This window comes from Stenotrophomonas sp. YJH_SMC_123 (assembly GCF_059368215.1).
In genome coordinates, this window is the sequence record NZ_JCAFRM010000001.1 from 879,421 (window position 1) to 895,027 (window position 15,607).

A 15,607-nucleotide genomic window follows, 5' to 3' on the forward strand; every position below is an offset into this window, starting at 1 on the left:
CATGTCAACCTTTGCGGCATACGGTTGACGTATCAACTAACGTGGATCGCGCCATGCAGCACCCTCCCCGCATCGCCGTCATCGGCGCAGGCCCCGCTGGCCTCACCGCTGCGCTCATCCTGCATCGGGGCGGTCACCGCGTGAGCGTGTACGAGGGCGAAGCATCCGGGCAGCAGCGCACACAGGGCGGCACGCTGGATCTGCACGACGATTCCGGGCAGGTGGCGCTGCAGCGCGCGGGCCTGCTGGAGGCCTTCCGTGCGGTCGCACGGCATGAGGGGCAGGAGGCGCGGATGGGCGATCCGTGGTCCGGGGAGATCACCACCGGCGGGTTCGGGCCGGAAGGGAGCAAGGACAAGCCGGAGATCGACCGCGGCGACCTGCGCCAGCTGCTGCTGGACGCGCTGCCGGCGGACACGGTGCAGTGGGGCCACAGCCTGACCGCGCTGGTATCTGCACAGGCGAACGGCCACGGCCTGCGATTCGCCAACGGCGTGCAGCGCGAGGCGGACATCGTGATCGGTGCCGATGGTGCGTGGTCGAAAGTGCGCGCGGACTTGAGTACGTGCCAGCCGCTGCCCACCGGCATTACCTTCTTCGAAGGTTGGATTGCACAGCCTGCTGCGGACATCGCAGCGATGGTCGGGCAGGGCAGCCTGTTCTGCTTTGGCGGCGAGGAGACCTTGTTCGTGCAACGCAACAGCCGCGATCGGCTCTGCGTGTATGCGGCGCTGAAGCGCTCTTCCGAATGGCTTGATGCACAGATCGCGCAGCACGGCATACGGACGCTGGTGACAGGCTGCTATACCGGGTGGGCCACGAACCTTCGGCGCCTGCTGGAGGCCTGCACGGACTTCGTGCGGCGGCCGATCTACAGCCTGCCAGCGGATTTTTGCTGGGCCCCGCGCGATGGCGTGACCTTGATCGGCGATGCGGCGCATCTGATGCCGCCGGTGGGCGTGGGCGTGAACCTGGCGATGCTGGACGCGTCGGATGTGGCGATGGCGTTGTGCGCGCGGCCGGATGCGATCAGCGCGATGCGCGACGCCGAAGTGCTGGTGCGTGAACGCGCCCGCGCCCTGATGCCGGATGCGATCGAGGGGTTCCAGCGCTGGTTCACTACCGGAGGGGATGCTCCACGCGGTTGATGAAGCATCGAGTCTGTACGCACCTGCGACACTGGGAACAGCAGCAGATTCCTGGCGGCGCGCTGGAAGTCACATGGACTTCCGACTGCTTTGGTCCGGTACAGGTGGCCACGCTGGGGCACGCGCTAGACTGGTTGAACCGGCCGACGCTCCCCCTGTTTTCCAGGGTTGGGGAGCGTGGTATGACAGGAGCGGAACGCATGACTGAAACCGGAAAGGACGCCTTGAACATCCGCCGCGCCAGCGCGGCCGATGCCCCCGCAGTGTTGGGGCTCTTTGACGAGGTGATCGAGTGGTTCGTGTCGATCGGCAATGTGCAGCAATGGGGCAGCGAACCGTGGTCGACGATGCCGCGCCGGATTGCCCAGGTCACCGAGGCGTGTGCACTGCCAGGCGCATGGGTGGCGCAGAACGAGCAGGGCGACGTGCGGGCGTTCCTTGCACTGGGCGAGTCGATGCCCTATGTGCCGGCGCCCACCGGGCCGGAGCTGTATGTGCGGGTTCTGGTGGCCTCGCGTGATGTGCGCGTGCGTGGCATCGGCCGCCGCCTGATGGCGTTTGCCGACGAGCAGGCGCGCGCTGCCGGTGTCGACCATCTGCGTGTGGACTGCTACGCCGGAGGCAGCGGCGACCTGGTGCGCTTCTATGAATCCTGCGGGTATACGCGCATCGCGCCGTTCAACGTGGACGGCTGGCCAGGCATGCTGCTGGGAAGGACGCTCTGACGCGGCTGCGTCATTCCGTCGCAGCCTGCGTGCAGGAAACGATACATCGGTTCGGCGCTAGAGTAGGGGCATGACCTGCATCGGATGGCTGTGTCATTCCGCTGCCGGTTCCTGATGACCCCCTCCAGGAAGGTGCAACGCATGTATTACAGCAGTGGCAACTACGAAGCTTTCGCGCGCCCGCGCAAGCCGGCCGGTGTGGATGGCAAGCGCGCCTGGTTTGTGGGCTCGGGCCTGGCCTCGCTGGCCGGCGCCGCGTTCCTGGTGCGCGACGGCCGCATGGTCGGTGAGCGCATCACCATTCTCGAGCAGCAGCAGATTCCCGGCGGCGCGCTGGATGGCCTGAAGGTGCCGGAGAAGGGCTTCGTGATCCGCGGCGGCCGCGAGATGGAAGACCACTTCGAGTGCCTGTGGGACCTGTTCCGCTCGATTCCGTCGCTGGAGATTGAAGATGCCAGCGTGCTGGACGAGTTCTACTGGTTGAACAAGGACGACCCGAACTATTCGCTGCAGCGTGCCACCATCAATCGCGGCGAAGATGCGCACACCGATGGCCTGTTCACGCTGACCGAGCAGGCCCAGAAGGACATCATCGCGCTGTTCCTGGCCACCCGGAAGGAGATGGAGAACAAGCGGATCGACGAGGTGCTGGGCCGCGACTTCCTGGACAGCAACTTCTGGCTGTACTGGCGCACCATGTTCGCGTTCGAGGAATGGCATTCGGCGCTGGAGATGAAGCTGTACCTGCATCGCTTCATCCACCACATCGGCGGCCTGCCGGATTTCTCGGCGTTGAAGTTCACCCGGTACAACCAGTATGAATCGCTGGTGCTGCCGCTGGTGAAGTGGTTGCAGGAGCAGGGCGTGGTGTTCCAGTACGGCACCGAGGTGACCGACGTCGACTTCGATCTGCAGCCGGGCCGCAAGCAGGCCACGCGTATCCACTGGATGCGTGATGGTGTAGCCGATGGCGTGGATCTGGGCGCCGATGATCTTGTTTTCATGACGATCGGTTCGCTGACCGAAAACTCGGATAATGGCGATCACCACACCGCGGCGCGTTTGAACGAAGGACCGGCGCCGGCCTGGGACCTGTGGCGCCGCATCGCCGCGAAGGATGCGGCGTTCGGGCGCCCGGACGTGTTCGGCGCGCATATCCCGCAGACCAAGTGGGAATCGGCGACAGTGACGACGCTGGATGCGCGCATTCCGGCTTACATCCAGAAGATCGCCAAGCGCGACCCGTTCAGTGGCAAGGTGGTGACCGGCGGCATCGTCAGCGTGCGCGACTCGCGCTGGCTGATGAGCTGGACGGTGAACCGCCAGCCGCATTTCAAGAACCAGCCCAAGGACCAGATCGTGGTCTGGGTGTACTCGCTGTTTGTGGATACGCCGGGCGACTACGTGAAAAAGCCGATGCAGGAGTGCACCGGCGAGGAGATCACCCGCGAGTGGCTGTACCACCTGGGCGTGCCGGTGGAAGAGATTGATGCGCTGGCCGCGACCGGTGCGAAGACGGTGCCGGTGATGATGCCGTACATCACGGCGTTCTTCATGCCACGCCAGGCCGGTGACCGCCCGGACGTGGTGCCGGACGGCGCGGTGAACTTCGCCTTCATCGGCCAGTTTGCCGAATCGAAGCAGCGCGACTGCATCTTCACCACCGAATATTCGGTGCGCACGCCGATGGAAGCGGTGTACACCCTGCTGGGGATCGAGCGCGGCGTGCCGGAGGTGTTCAATTCCACGTATGACGTGCGCTCGCTGCTGGCCGCCACCGGTCGCCTGCGCGATGGCAAGGAACTGGATGTTCCCGGGCCTGCGTTCCTGCGCAATCTGCTGATGAACAAGCTGGACAAGACCCAGATCGGTGGCCTGCTGCGCGAGTTCAAGCTGGTGCAGGAAGACTGAGCGGGCAGGGGGAGGCCGCCGGTGAGGGCATCGGCGGCCTCAAGATCTCACGCTACGCCGTCGGTCGAACGGCTCAGCTGTTCCCACGCGTCGATGCTACCGGCCATCGATGCCAGCTTTGCCCTCACCAGCTGCAGTGCATCACTGCCCAGCAGCAAGTGGCGGGGAGGAGCGTCGCTGTCGATGACCTGCAGCATGGCCTGCGCAGCCTTCACTGGATCACCGGGCTGGTGGCCACTCTTCGCCTCACGCGCGCTGCGGATGGGATCGAACAATGCGTCGTAGTCGTCAATGCTGCGCGGTGCCCGCACCATCGAGCGGCCTGCCCAGTCGGTGCGGAAGGAACCCGGCGCGACGGCCGTGACGTGGATACCAAACGGCGCGACTTCCTTGCCAAGCACTTCACTGATGCCCTCCAGCGCGAACTTGCTGCCGCAGTACCACGCGATGCCCGGCATCGTGATGAAACCGCCCATGGAGGTGATGTTGAGGATATGGCCGCGGCGCCGGGCGCGCATGTGCGGCAGCACGGCCTTGATCAGCGCGGCTGGAGCGAATACGTTCACCTCGAATTGCTGCCGCAGCTCGGCGAGCGTGGATTCCTCGAGGATGCCTTCGTGGCCGTAGCCAGCGTTGTTGACCAGCACGTCGATGCTTCCGATGTTGGTTTCGATATCGGCGACGAGCGCATTGATGGCGGCGGTATCGGTTACGTCCAGCAGGCGGCCGAATGCGCGGCCGGGAGCGAGCGCTTCGAGTACCTGGCGGTCGGTTTCGTTGCGCACGGTGCCGACCACGCGGTGGCCGGCCAGCAGGGCCTGCTGGGCAAGGGCGCGGCCGAATCCACTGCTGACACCGGTGATGAGGAGAAAGCGGGAAGGGGGCATGAGGGGGCGTTCGTGGTGGGCAGGGCTTGCACGTTAGTTCTTGAACGACCGGGGTCACAGGCCTAGGATTCGGCCATTCTTGCCTATTCCTCTGGAGTGCCTGTGCCTGTGGTCGATTCCCTGCAACGGCAGGTGCAGGCGCGCATGGTCGGCCTGCTGAAGACGCTGGCGGTGGAGGAGGGCTATACGCTCACGCGCCTGCCGGGGGTGCGGTTGCTGCGATCGGACCGGCCACTGGCGCGCACGCCGGTGTTGTACGACCCCGGCATCGTGATCGTCTGCCAGGGCGTGAAGCGTGGCTATCTGGGCGGGCAGGTCTACCAGTACGACGCCCAGCACTACCTGGCAGTGTCGGTGCCGGTGCCGTTCACGATGGAAACCGATGCGTCGGCCCAGGCGCCGCTGCTGGCGATCTACCTGCACCTGGATCTGCAGCTGGCGGCTGATCTGCTGATCGAACTGGGTGAACAGGAGGGCACCCCGGCGACACCGGCGCAGTGATGTCCAGCCCGATGCAGGCGCCGATGCAGGCCACGGTGCTGCGCCTGCTGGAGGCACTGGCTGAACCGTTGGAGGCTGCCGTGCTCGGCCCTGCGTTGGTGCGTGAGGTGTACTTCCGCGTGCTGACGGGTGCACAGGGCGGCGCAATGCGCGAGGCGCTGGCCATGCGCGGGCGCTTCGGCAGCATCGGCAGAGTGCTGCGGACGATCCATGCCGGATATGCCACCACCCTGGACGTGGGGCAACTGGCCACCGAAGCGGGCATGAGTGTGGCGACCTTCCACGACCACTTCCGCGCGATTACCGGCACGTCGCCGATGCAGTACGTGAAGTCGACCCGCCTGCACCAGGCACGGTTGCTGATGCTGCGGCAGGGGATGACCGCCGAAGCGGCATCGCTGGCGGTGGGGTATGCCAGCCCATCGCAGTTCAACCGTGAGTTCAAGCGCCTGTTCGCGTTGCCGCCGGCGGCCGAGGTCGCGCGGATGCGGCGCAGTTTCGCGCTGCCACCTCCGCCAGCCGATGCGGTGTACGTGTCTTCGCATTGAGGGGCAATCGAAGGTCACGTTGCCAGCGGCCGGCTCTGCCGGGAATGATGCCTGGCGGGTGCAGCAGAGAGGGGTTGACAGGATGTCTACCTACTAGTAGGTTTATTACCATGAAGGAATCGCTCTCGCCCAAGGCCCAGGAAATCCTGGCCCATGCCCGTGCGCTGCTGGAAGCCGGTGGCTACAACGGCTTCAGCTACGCCGACGTGTCGGCGCGGGTGAACATCAGCAAGGCCAGCATCCATCACCACTTCCCCAGCAAGGCGGAGCTGGTGCGCACGGTGGTCGAGCTGTACCGGGCCGAGGCGCGCGAAGGCCTGGCGCTGCTGGACCGGCAGTTGGCCGATCCGCTGCAGGAGCTCAACGCCTATGTGGAGTACTGGTCCAGCTGCATTGCAGGGGGTACGTCCTCGTTCTGCATCTGCGCGATGCTGGCCGCCGAAGCGCCGATGATTCCGGCAGAGATCGCTGAGGAAGTGCGCGGCCATTTCGAGGACCTGAGCGGCTGGCTGGCAGTGACGCTGGAGAAGGGCGTTTCGATGGGCCAACTGCAGTTGCAGGGCTCGGCGGCCGATGAGGCCAAGGCGTTCATGTCATCGGTGCACGGCGCGATGCTGGCCGCGCGCGGTTTCGGTGATGCGGCGACCTTCGCGGCACTGGCGCGGTTGGCGATCGCGCGGGTGAGCGCGGCGTCCTGAGAGATGTGTGGTGGGCCTGCGGCGACGCGGGCCTTCTTTTTGAGTCCAATGCCTACCTACTAGTAGGTTCATTTTGTCCCTGGAGATGTCCCATGTCCCACCCTCTGTCCACACTTGGCGTGATCCATACCGCTGTCAGCCTGATCCCGGTGTTGAGTGGCCTGTATGCCTTCATTCGCCATCGCGCAATCGATCCCGCCACGCGCGCGGGCAAGCTGTACCTGGTGGGGCTGGTGCTATCGGTGGCCACCTCGTTCACCGTGTCCAGCACGGGCGGGATCAACCCCGGCCACGCATTCGGGGTGATCGTGCTGCTGGTGGCATTCGGCGGCGTGCTGGCCGCGCGGCTGCGCTGGCTGGGGCGCGCCGCGCGTTACCTGTCGACCTTCGCACTGTCGTTCAGCTTCCTGCTCTCGTTGGTGCCCGGCGTCAACGAAACGCTGACCCGCCTGCCGGCAGCGCATCCGATTGCGGCGGCACCGATGGCCCCGGTGGTGCTGCACACGCTGCTGGCCTGCCTGGTGGTGTTCGTGATCGGCTTTGCCGCGCAGTGCTGGAGGCTGCGAAACCGTGCCTTTGCAGGACGATCCTGAGACGCCGCCGGTCACCCCGGCGCGGCAAGTGCGCCCAGCAGTGCCGCCGTTTCGATCAGTGCAGCCGAGCGCGCCGGATCGAGTTGAATGTGCCGGCTGCAGAAGCAGAACGATTGGCCCGCTGCAGGCTCGGGGGTGTTCGCGCTCGCGTCCGGCGTCTCGATCTCCAGCACTTCGTCCACGGCCAGCGCCAGGGTTGCGGTGCCGGCGTTGATCAGCAGCATGGCCGGGCTGCCACCCTCGAATGCCGGTTGGCCGCTCATGCGGCGCAGGTCGACGACGGGTAATGGCTGCCCACGGACATCCAGGGTAGGCCTGCCGTTGCGGTCTGCAGGGCCGAATGCCTCCGGACCGCGGATTTCGACCGCAGCCTGGATGTCGATGGCGAACAGGACGGTACCTGCACGCACGACGACGATCTCGAACAGGTCGGCAGGCGATGCGCGTGTTTCCGTTGCAGGGTGGGCGGGTACGGGCATGCGATGGGCGTGGCGAAGACGATGGGAAAGGAGATCTGGATGATGACGCCTGGACGCAACGCGCGGCCGCGTCGGCGTGCGCGTGCAAGGCGATGGTTCAGTGTCTATCAGGCGGCTGCGCGTGGCGCGCCGACGGTGCCGACGCGTGGAAAATGCGGACGCAGCAGGCCGACGAGCTGGTCCATGCCCGGAATGGAGTGGCCGAACTCGTCCCAGCGCGCATTCACCAGGCCGGACACCACGATCTGCCCGGTCTCGATGTGGGTCATTGCCCAGTACGGAACGGCACGCGCGCTGATGGCCATGTCCAGTACCGGCACGACGGCAGAATGCGAGCGGCTGTCATGGATGCGGCGCTTGACTGCTTCCAAGGCGTCGGGCGGGCCTTCGATGTACTGGAAAAACCGCTGCCCGTCGACGATCAGCGCACCGGTAACGTCCACCCGGCGATTGAACGTGGCAGATTGCGAGACGATCTGGTGGAGGGCTTGATTGGACAGCTCAGCCGACATGCGGCTGGAGTAAGCAAATGCATGGAGCATGGAAGGGGCTTCTTGTGACGCACGTCACTATACGCACGCAAGCCCGGACCGTCGTGAGGCTTTGCTCACGCCGCGATTGGCTCCGCGCACTGGATCAACAGCCCACCAACCGGTCGGCACCGAGACCGCCGCGATGCTGGCTGCGGTACTCGGTAGGGCTCGCGTCGACCTGACCGCGGAAGTGCCGACGGAACGATTCCTGCGAACCAAAGCCGGCCTGTTCTGCAATCCACTGCAGCGGCCGGTCAGTGGTTTCCAGCAGCTCGCGCGCGAAAGCCACGCGCTCGCGGATCAGCCAGTCGATCGGCGACAGGCCGGTGGCGTCCAGGAACTGCCGCTGCAGCGTGCGTTGGCTGAGCGCGGCCTGCTCGGCGAGGCTGCCCAGCGAGTGGGGCTCGCGCAGGTTGCGGCGCATCCATTCCATCAGCTTTGCCAAGCGGGTGGGCTCGCCGTGGGGAATGGCGCGGCTGACGCGCTGGCTGCGCCCGGCATCACGCCACGGTGCCAGGACCAGCCGTTCGGCCACCAGGTTGGCCACGCGCGCGCCGTAATCCTTGCGCACCATGTGCAGCATCATGTCCATGCCGGTGGCCGAGCCGGCCGAAGTGATGATGCTGCCGGTATCCACGTACAGCGCATCCTCGCGCACATCGATGCGTGGGAACTCGCGTGCCAGCGCTTCGGTGAGGCGCCAGTGGGTGGTGGCCTGGCGGCCATCGAGCAGCCCGGCCCAGGCCAGCACGAAGGCACCGGAGCAGATCGAGGCGATGCGCGCGCCACGTGCGTGGGCACGGATCAGTGCATCGAGCAGTGCCTGCGGTGGGCGCTCGCTGGGTTCGCGCCAACCGGGAATGACGATGATGTCGGCGTCATCAACCGCGCTGAGATCGTAGGGAAGCTGCACCTGCGCATTGCCGAGCATGCGCAGCGCACCGGGTTCGCCCGCGCACAGCTGGGTGCGGTACCAGGCCACGCCGAGTTCCGGCCGCACCGGCGCGAACAGGCCAACCGCGCAGCCGAACTCGAACAGCCCCTGGCCGTGGCAGGCGACGATGGCAACGAGCGGCGCGGTGGGATCGGCGGGTGGGCTGGGCATGGCTTGATGCTACGGGTGGCGGTGCGTGGCGTTGCGTGATGCGCGGGCATGAGGTGATGCCGGGCGGGCATATGGGAACCGGGGTCGGATCCCTTCCGCAGGAAGGGCTCTGACCCCGTGGTGGGGAGGCGTGCGTGGGGTCAGAGCCCTTTCCTATGGAAAGGGATCCGACTCCGTGGGGGACCCTGTGCGTGTGCGCCGCCTAACGTCATTACCAGCGGTCATGTGGGTGGCCGGATGTTACGGCTGGGTGACGCGATCGTGCCTGTCGCACCAGGTGAACAGGCCCTTGAATGGAAGCGTGTTTCCGGCCCCCCCACGAGCCCCCATGCCTGCCGCCCACGCCCCTGTCCTGAGCACTCTCGCTGTTCTGATCACAGCCATCCTTGCCGCCTCGCCCAGCCATGCGGCTGAAGCAGACGCAGATCCTGCTGCCACCGCCGCGACAGCCAACGTGGCAGCGTCCACGCTGGATGCGGTGGTGGTCACCGGCTCACGCACCAGCACGCGCACGGTGAAGAACAGTTCCACGCCCATCGATGTGATCTCTGCAGAGGACCTCGCCGCGACCGGGCAGGGCAACCTGCTGGAAGCGCTGCAGCGCAGCCTGCCGTCGCTGAGCCAGATCGGCGGCTACCAGAGCGACCAGGAGAGCCTGATCCGTGGCTACCAGCTGCGCAACCTGTCGCCGGGCTACACGCTGGTGCTGGTGAACGGCAAGCGCCGCAATGCCAGCGCTTACGTGAGTGGCGCAAACGGTGGTGGCTTTCCGGGCCACGCCTGGGCCGACCTGGCGTTGATTCCGGTCTCGGCCATCGACCACGTGGAAGTGCTGCGCGATGGTGCGTCGGCCATCTATGGCTCGGACGCGATCACCGGCGTGGTCAACGTGATCCTGAAATCGCAGGCGCACGGTGGCGATGTGTCGGTGGAGAGCGGGCAGAGCATCGATGGTGATGGTTCGCGTACCAGCGTGCGCGCCAATGTCGGCCTGCCGTGGGGCCAGGATGGCTTCGTCAACCTGTCCGGCGAGAACACGCGGCAGCACCACGCGATCCGCACCCGTCGCTACATCGATGGCTACCTGAGCTATCCGGCAGTAGATGCCAACGGCAACCGGGTCGCACTGCGCCCGAACAATCGCTTGCCGACGGGTGCATCGCCGAACCCGGCCGAGGCCAACCGCGATGCCGAGGCCAACACCATCCTCAGTTCGCCGTCGTACGCGTTGAAGGCTTTCGCAGTGAATGCAGGCCATGGCCTGGGCGAGAGCGCGCAGTTCTACGCCAACGCCACGGCCAGTGACCGCACCGCGCAGGCGATCCAGAACTTCCGCCTGCCGGCGACCATCTTCACCACCTACAAGGCACCCGGCGTGCTGAGCGTGTTTCCCGATGGCTTCCTGCCGGTGCTGGAGACCAAGGAAAAGCAGTACACCGGCACTGCGGGCGTGAAGGGGCAGATCGCGGGCTGGGATTACGACGCCAGCCTGACCGGCAACCGCAGCACGGTGCGCACCTATACCCGCAATTCGGTGAACTACTCGCTGCCGTATCCCGGTTCGCCCACTGACTTCTATGACGGCAAGCTGGACTACCAGCAGGGGATCGCCAACCTCGACCTGCGCCGTGGCTTCGAGGTGGCGGCCTTTGCGTCGCCGCTGGAAGTGAGCGCAGGCGCCGAGTACCAGCACGAACAGTACGAACGCGGGGCCGGGCAGTGGGAGTCGTACACCGGCTTCGGTGCCGCGGCGTTCGTGGGCTACTCCACAGCCGATGCGGCGAAGGCGACGCGCAACAGCAAGGCGGTCTATGTGGGCGCGGCCAGCAACATCACCTCGCGCTGGTATCTGGATGCGGCGGCGCGCTGGGAAGATCATTCCGACTTCGGCAGCGTGTCCACTGGCCGCCTGACCACGCGCTTCGACTTCACCGACGCGTTGGGTGTACGCGCGACGGTCAGCAACGGCTTCCATGCGCCCAGCCTGGGCGCACAGTTCTACCAGGCCACGGGCAGCTGCCCGTGCGGGACCACGCTGGTGGCGCAGGTGTCTTCACCGGCGGCGGTTGCGCTGGGTGCCACGCCGCTGAAGCCCGAGAAAGCCACCAACTACAGCCTGGGCGTGACCTGGGACCCGAGCCCTGCATTCCATCTGGCCGTGGATGCGTACCAGATCGACATCCGTGGCCAGCTGGGCCAGTCCAGCCAGATCGGCTACAACGCGCAGGATCCGGCGCGCATCACCGACAACAGCGGTACGGTGTTGAGCGCGGCGCAGAAGAACACCATCGATGCGCTGCTGGGTTCGGCCGGCATCAGCATCCTGCCGGGTGATGCGTTCTACGCCAGCTACTTCACCAATGTGGGCAATACCCGCACGCGCGGTGTCGAGCTGACCCTGGAAGCCAACCAGGACACTGCGTGGGGCAAGCTGCGCTGGAGCTACGCGGCCAACGTCGGCCGTACCACCATCCAGAAGGTGAGCGACATTCCGGCGGCGCTGCAGGGGCTGCCGAACATCAACCTGCTGACCAAGAGCAGCGAATACGCGCTGCGCTTCCGCACGCCCAGCTACACCCAGGTAGCCGGGCTGGGCTGGCAGAACGGGCGCTGGCGCTCGAACGTCGATTTCACCTACTACGGCCCGATCAAGCGCCTGAACAACGGCGTGGAGTACAAACAGCCGCCGGTGCTGGTGACCAACCTGTCCGGCGGCGTGGAGCTGGGGGCGGGCTGGAGCGCGGCGCTGGGGATCAACAATGTGTTCGACAAGCGCACGCGCAAGGTGCCGGAGTACGCGCGCAGTGCTACCGATGTGGCCAGCATCGAGACGACCTGGGACAACGGCGACGTGTTGGGCAACGTCGGGGCGTATTGGTATGGGCGGATCAGTTACCGGTTCTGATCTGGGGCAGCCGAGCATGGCTCGGCTCTACAAAGGCGGGAAGCAGCCGAGCATGGCTCGGCTCTACAAAAGACGAAGTGCGGCCGGAGGTAGTTCGGCATTATCGAGGAGCAGTTCATGTCTTCTGCATTGAAGGTGGTTGCATTGGTGGGGTCACCGACCAGTTCGGCGACATCGCGCACGTTGCTGCTGGTGCGGCATCTGCTGGCGTCGCTGCAGCAACGCGTGCATGCCAGCGTGGAGCTGGTGGAGCTGGCGCCGATCGCGCGCTCGCTGGGCCAGTCGTTGTCGCGCGATGAGGCGGGGCCGGAGGTGGAGCAGGCGCTGCAGAGCATCGAGGCCGCAGAGCTGCTGGTGGTGGCCGCGCCGGTCTATCGCGGCTCGTATCCCGGGTTGTTCAAGCACCTGGTCGACTTCGTCGGGCTGGAGGCGCTGGTGGATACGCCGGTGCTGCTGGCGGCGACCGGTGGCAGCGAGCGCCATGCGCTGGTGATCGACCACCAGTTGCGGCCGTTGTTCAGTTTCCTGCAGGCGCACACGCTGCCGATCGGGGTGTATGCCACGCCTGCCGACTTCGACGGCGAGCACATCAACAGTGCTGCCTTGCAGGCACGCATCGCGCTGGCAGCCGAGCGTGCGGCCGGCCACCTGGCGACGCAGGCGCTGGCGGTAGCGGCGCCGCTGCGACGCATCGCCTGACGCCATAACCGGCGGCGCTTTGCTTATGGCCACGCTGCATCTGCATGGCCGGATCTGACCGCCGATTGTCGCCAGGCGTCGCTGCCGCAGCCGCAGGCATCTCTAGCATCGATATCGAAGCGGCATCGCATTGCCGGCCCAGATGAGGACCCCCCCAGTGAAGCTCGACGCAGCAAGCAAACCCATCCTGTTCCTGCTCGACCGCGAGTTCGAGGACGGCCAGATTCCCGGCCAGCGCTTCTTCTGCCGGCACAGCCTGTTACTGGAAGGTGCACTGTCGAGCATCGACGGCCTTGATGCGCAGCTGGACGTACGTCGCATCGGCTTCGCGCGGCCGCGCCGCGAGGTGATCGCCGAGATCGGCGAGCAGGACCAGTCGTTGCCCAAGCTGGTGCTGCCGCAGGGCGTACGCAGCGACCTGGCCAGTGGCGCGCACCAGGACCGGCAGTACATCTCCGGTGCCGAACCGATCCTGGCCGCACTGAACGGATTGCTCGGCATTCCCGTGGCCCACCCCTGAGCGAGGACGCGACCGTGAGCTATCAGATCAGCGTGCTGGACAAGAGCCCGGTAGCCGAGGGCGCTTCGCCGGAGCAGGCGCTGCGCAACAGCCTGCAGCTGGCGCAGCGCGCCGAACAGCTGGGCTATCACCGCTACTGGTTTGCCGAGCACCATGCCGCACCGACGTTGGCCAGCCCTGCACCGGAAGTGCTGGCGGCCTGGGTGCTGGCGCAGACCCGGCGCATCCGCATCGGCAGTGGCGGGGTGATGCTGCGCCACTACGCGCCGTACAAGGTGGCGGAGAACTTCAACCTGCTGGCGGCGCTGGCGCCGGGGCGCGTGGATCTGGGCGTGGGCAAGGCCCCCGGCGGCCTGCCGGCCTCGACTGCCGCGCTGGCAGCCGGGCGTCCGCCGTTCGCTGATTTCGACCAGCAACTGCGCGACCTGGAGGGTTATCTGGCCGGCGCCGAAAGCGAGGCGCTGGCGCGGCCGCTTCCGCAGCAGGCGCCGGAGCGTTTCCTGCTCGGCGCAAGTCCACAGAGTGCAAAGCAGGCGGCCGAACTGGGCTGGCGCTTCGTCTACGCCGCGCACTTCGATGGTGACCCGAAGCACATCGAGGCCGCGTTCGACGCCTACCGCAGCGTCGCCTCGCAGCCGCCGCTGCTGGCCACGGTGGCATTCGCCGCACCGACTGCGGAAGCCGCTTCGCGTCATATCGGTGCGCTGCGCGTCTACAAGCTGCACCTCGGTCCCGGGCAGGCGGTGAACCTGCCCAGCGCCGAGGCAGCTGCCGAGTACGCGCGCCAGGTGGGGGTGGCCGACTTCCGCATCGAGGAAACGCGCCCCAGCGTGCTGTCCGGTGATGCGCAGCACGTGCGCGGCGAACTGGATGCGCTGCACCGGCGTTTCGGCGTGGGCGAGTTCATCCTCGATGCGCCGGTGGCCGACCTCGACGCACGCCTGACATCCCTTGAACTGCTGTCGCCCGCGCCGCGCGCGGCGGTGGCCTGACCTGCAGGAGCGTTTCCCATGAGCACGACCCCGCGCCACGTTCCGTTCGGCATCATGCTGCAGGGCCCCGGCAGCCACATGCATGCCTGGAAGCACCCGTCCAACCCGGCCGATGCCAGCGTCAACCTGCAGTTCTACATCGACATCGCTCGCACCGCCGAAGACAATGGCATCGCCTTCGGCTTCGTGGCCGACGGCCTGTACATCAACGAGAAGTCGATCCCGCATTTCCTCAACCGCTTCGAGCCGATCTCGCTGCTGTCGGCGCTGGCCACGGCCACGAAGAAGATCGGCCTGGCCGGCACGCTGTCGACGTCCTACAGCGACCCATTCACCGTCGCCCGCCAGTTCGCCTCGCTGGATCTGCTCAGCGGCGGCCGCGCCGGCTGGAACGTGGTGACGTCGCCGTTGGAGGGCTCGGGTCGCAATTATGGCCGCCCACATCCCGAGCATGCACTGCGCTACCAGATCGCCGACGAGTACCTGGAGGTGGTGCAGGGGCTGTGGGATTCCTGGGATGACGATGCCTTCGTGCGCGAGCGCGACAGCGGTACGTTCTTCGCGCCGGAAAAGTTCCGCCGCCTCGACCACAAGGGCCGCTTCTTCCAGGTGGAAGGCCCGCTCAACATCCAGCGTTCGCCACAGGGCCAGCCGGTGATCTTCCAGGCCGGTTCATCCGACGATGGCATCGCGCTGGCCGGCAAGTACGCCGATGCGGTGTTCACCCATTCGCCGTCGCTGGAAGAAACCCGCGCGTTCACCCAGAAGGTGAAGAACTCGGCGATCGCGCATGGCCGCAGCGGCAACGACGTGAAGATCTTCCCGGGCATCGGCCCCATCGTCGGCCGTACTGTCGAAGAGGCCGAAGCCAAGTACCAGGCAATCGCCGCACTGGCCACGCTGGAGGATGCACTGGCGTACCTGGGACGCTTCTTCGATCACCACGATTTCAGCCAGTACGATCCGGACGCGCCGTTCCCGGAGCTGGGTGAGATCGGCAGCAACTCGTTCCGTTCCACCACCGATCGCATCAAGCAGGATGCGCGGGAGAAGGGGCTGAGCCTGCGCCAGGTGGCACTGGAAGCCGTGAGTCCACGACCGAACTTCATCGGCACGCCGGAGCACGTGGCCGATGAGCTGATCCGCTGGTTCGATGCCGGTGCCAGCGACGGCTTCATCCTCGGTTTTGCGGCACAGCGCGAAGGCCTGGACGATTTCGTGACCCAGGTGCTGCCGATCCTGCAGGCGCGCGGCTACCACCAGCGCGAGCTGGAAGGGCAGACCCTGCGCGAGCATCTGGGCCTGCCGTACAAGGCCAGCCGCCATTCGACCGATGCCGAGCCGGCGCGGAAGGCGGGGTAGG

The 15,607-nt window shown here is 66.3% G+C and carries 16 protein-coding genes; 12 read left to right on the plus strand and 4 right to left on the minus strand.

The window, feature by feature from the left end; genetic code table 11:
* The first annotated feature begins 53 nt into the window (after positions 1–53).
* The 3 genes from AC5P5W_RS04145 (at position 54) to AC5P5W_RS04155 (ending at position 3,784) form a co-directional block, all read left to right on the plus strand.
* Positions 54–1,148 carry an FAD-dependent oxidoreductase gene (locus AC5P5W_RS04145; RefSeq protein ID WP_197574365.1) on the plus strand — a complete coding sequence of 365 codons (1,095 nt, stop codon included), beginning with the start codon at positions 54–56 and terminating at the stop codon, positions 1,146–1,148.
* A 200-nt stretch (positions 1,149–1,348) separates the two neighbouring features.
* Positions 1,349–1,873, plus strand: coding sequence for a GNAT family N-acetyltransferase (locus AC5P5W_RS04150; protein ID WP_014646887.1), 525 nt, complete (start codon positions 1,349–1,351; stop codon positions 1,871–1,873).
* Positions 1,874–2,014: 141 nt separating this feature from the next.
* Complete coding sequence (locus AC5P5W_RS04155) at positions 2,015–3,784, plus strand: oleate hydratase (RefSeq protein WP_197574366.1); 1,770 nt, start codon at positions 2,015–2,017, stop codon at positions 3,782–3,784.
* Between the two features lie 47 nt (positions 3,785–3,831).
* On the opposite strand, the gene AC5P5W_RS04160 is transcribed toward AC5P5W_RS04155, so the two are convergent.
* A complete protein-coding gene (locus tag AC5P5W_RS04160; RefSeq protein ID WP_046430252.1) occupies positions 3,832–4,671 on the minus strand; it encodes an oxidoreductase in 840 nt (279 codons plus the stop codon).
* Between the two features lie 108 nt (positions 4,672–4,779).
* Between AC5P5W_RS04160 and AC5P5W_RS04165 the strand changes: the two genes are divergently transcribed.
* The 4 genes from AC5P5W_RS04165 to AC5P5W_RS04180 all read left to right on the plus strand — a co-directional run bounded on the left by AC5P5W_RS04165 (position 4,780) and on the right by AC5P5W_RS04180 (position 7,011).
* Complete coding sequence (locus AC5P5W_RS04165) at positions 4,780–5,172, plus strand: AraC family transcriptional regulator (protein ID WP_495220851.1); 393 nt, start codon at positions 4,780–4,782, stop codon at positions 5,170–5,172.
* Positions 5,172–5,720: a helix-turn-helix transcriptional regulator gene (locus tag AC5P5W_RS04170; RefSeq protein WP_495220852.1), complete on the plus strand. Its 549-nt coding sequence runs from the start codon at positions 5,172–5,174 to the stop codon at positions 5,718–5,720. Before AC5P5W_RS04165 ends, AC5P5W_RS04170 begins: the two co-directional genes overlap by 1 nt.
* Positions 5,721–5,830: 110 nt before the next feature.
* The gene (locus tag AC5P5W_RS04175) at positions 5,831–6,418 is read left to right on the plus strand and encodes a TetR/AcrR family transcriptional regulator (protein WP_014646891.1); all 588 of its coding nucleotides are present in this window, start codon (positions 5,831–5,833) and stop codon (positions 6,416–6,418) included.
* Between the two features lie 92 nt (positions 6,419–6,510).
* Positions 6,511–7,011, plus strand: coding sequence for a hypothetical protein (locus AC5P5W_RS04180; RefSeq protein ID WP_014646892.1), 501 nt, complete (start codon positions 6,511–6,513; stop codon positions 7,009–7,011).
* A gap of 11 nt (positions 7,012–7,022) precedes the next feature.
* On the opposite strand, the gene AC5P5W_RS04185 is transcribed toward AC5P5W_RS04180, so the two are convergent.
* The 3 genes from AC5P5W_RS04185 to ftrA all read right to left on the minus strand — a co-directional run bounded on the left by AC5P5W_RS04185 (position 7,023) and on the right by ftrA (position 9,128).
* Positions 7,023–7,490 (minus strand): chemotaxis protein CheW, encoded by a 468-nt coding sequence (locus AC5P5W_RS04185; RefSeq protein WP_197574367.1) that lies wholly within the window; start codon positions 7,488–7,490, stop codon positions 7,023–7,025.
* A gap of 107 nt (positions 7,491–7,597) precedes the next feature.
* The gene (locus AC5P5W_RS04190) at positions 7,598–8,032 is read right to left on the minus strand and encodes a BLUF domain-containing protein (protein WP_049440768.1); all 435 of its coding nucleotides are present in this window, start codon (positions 8,030–8,032) and stop codon (positions 7,598–7,600) included.
* A 94-nt stretch (positions 8,033–8,126) separates the two neighbouring features.
* Positions 8,127–9,128 (minus strand): transcriptional regulator FtrA, encoded by a 1,002-nt coding sequence (gene ftrA / locus AC5P5W_RS04195; RefSeq protein WP_014646895.1) that lies wholly within the window; start codon positions 9,126–9,128, stop codon positions 8,127–8,129.
* A 328-nt stretch (positions 9,129–9,456) separates the two neighbouring features.
* On the opposite strand from ftrA, the gene AC5P5W_RS04200 reads away from it, so the two are divergent.
* The 5 genes from AC5P5W_RS04200 (at position 9,457) to AC5P5W_RS04220 (ending at position 15,606) form a co-directional block, all read left to right on the plus strand.
* On the plus strand, positions 9,457–12,033 hold the full coding sequence (locus tag AC5P5W_RS04200) for a TonB-dependent receptor plug domain-containing protein (RefSeq protein ID WP_111206781.1): 2,577 nt from the start codon (positions 9,457–9,459) through the stop codon (positions 12,031–12,033).
* Between the two features lie 117 nt (positions 12,034–12,150).
* Positions 12,151–12,732: an FMN reductase gene (gene msuE / locus AC5P5W_RS04205; RefSeq protein WP_032960012.1), complete on the plus strand. Its 582-nt coding sequence runs from the start codon at positions 12,151–12,153 to the stop codon at positions 12,730–12,732.
* Positions 12,733–12,889: 157 nt separating this feature from the next.
* Positions 12,890–13,252, plus strand: a complete 363-nt coding sequence (locus tag AC5P5W_RS04210) for a DUF3088 family protein (protein ID WP_197574368.1) — start codon at positions 12,890–12,892, stop codon at positions 13,250–13,252.
* 14 nt (positions 13,253–13,266) lie between these two features.
* Positions 13,267–14,244, plus strand: a complete 978-nt coding sequence (locus tag AC5P5W_RS04215) for an MsnO8 family LLM class oxidoreductase (protein WP_197574369.1) — start codon at positions 13,267–13,269, stop codon at positions 14,242–14,244.
* Positions 14,245–14,262: 18 nt separating this feature from the next.
* Complete coding sequence (locus tag AC5P5W_RS04220; protein WP_197574370.1) at positions 14,263–15,606, plus strand: NtaA/DmoA family FMN-dependent monooxygenase; 1,344 nt, start codon at positions 14,263–14,265, stop codon at positions 15,604–15,606.
* The last annotated feature ends 1 nt before the right edge of the window (position 15,607 follow it).

What these genes read in the sequence shown, in the direction of transcription:
- AC5P5W_RS04190 (WP_049440768.1), bottom strand. Translation starts at nt 8,032, where the DNA reads ATGCTCCATGCATTTGCTTACTCCAGCCGCATGTCGGCTGAGCTGTCC.
- AC5P5W_RS04150 (WP_014646887.1), top strand. Translation starts at nt 1,349, where the DNA reads ATGACTGAAACCGGAAAGGACGCCTTGAACATCCGCCGCGCCAGCGCG.
- AC5P5W_RS04170 (WP_495220852.1), top strand. Translation starts at nt 5,172, where the DNA reads ATGTCCAGCCCGATGCAGGCGCCGATGCAGGCCACGGTGCTGCGCCTG.
- msuE (WP_032960012.1), top strand. Translation starts at nt 12,151, where the DNA reads ATGTCTTCTGCATTGAAGGTGGTTGCATTGGTGGGGTCACCGACCAGT.
- AC5P5W_RS04160 (WP_046430252.1), bottom strand. Translation starts at nt 4,671, where the DNA reads ATGCCCCCTTCCCGCTTTCTCCTCATCACCGGTGTCAGCAGTGGATTC.
- ftrA (WP_014646895.1), bottom strand. Translation starts at nt 9,128, where the DNA reads ATGCCCAGCCCACCCGCCGATCCCACCGCGCCGCTCGTTGCCATCGTC.
- AC5P5W_RS04175 (WP_014646891.1), top strand. Translation starts at nt 5,831, where the DNA reads ATGAAGGAATCGCTCTCGCCCAAGGCCCAGGAAATCCTGGCCCATGCC.
- AC5P5W_RS04155 (WP_197574366.1), top strand. Translation starts at nt 2,015, where the DNA reads ATGTATTACAGCAGTGGCAACTACGAAGCTTTCGCGCGCCCGCGCAAG.
- AC5P5W_RS04145 (WP_197574365.1), top strand. Translation starts at nt 54, where the DNA reads ATGCAGCACCCTCCCCGCATCGCCGTCATCGGCGCAGGCCCCGCTGGC.
- AC5P5W_RS04180 (WP_014646892.1), top strand. Translation starts at nt 6,511, where the DNA reads ATGTCCCACCCTCTGTCCACACTTGGCGTGATCCATACCGCTGTCAGC.
- AC5P5W_RS04200 (WP_111206781.1), top strand. Translation starts at nt 9,457, where the DNA reads ATGCCTGCCGCCCACGCCCCTGTCCTGAGCACTCTCGCTGTTCTGATC.
- AC5P5W_RS04220 (WP_197574370.1), top strand. Translation starts at nt 14,263, where the DNA reads ATGAGCACGACCCCGCGCCACGTTCCGTTCGGCATCATGCTGCAGGGC.
- AC5P5W_RS04185 (WP_197574367.1), bottom strand. Translation starts at nt 7,490, where the DNA reads ATGCCCGTACCCGCCCACCCTGCAACGGAAACACGCGCATCGCCTGCC.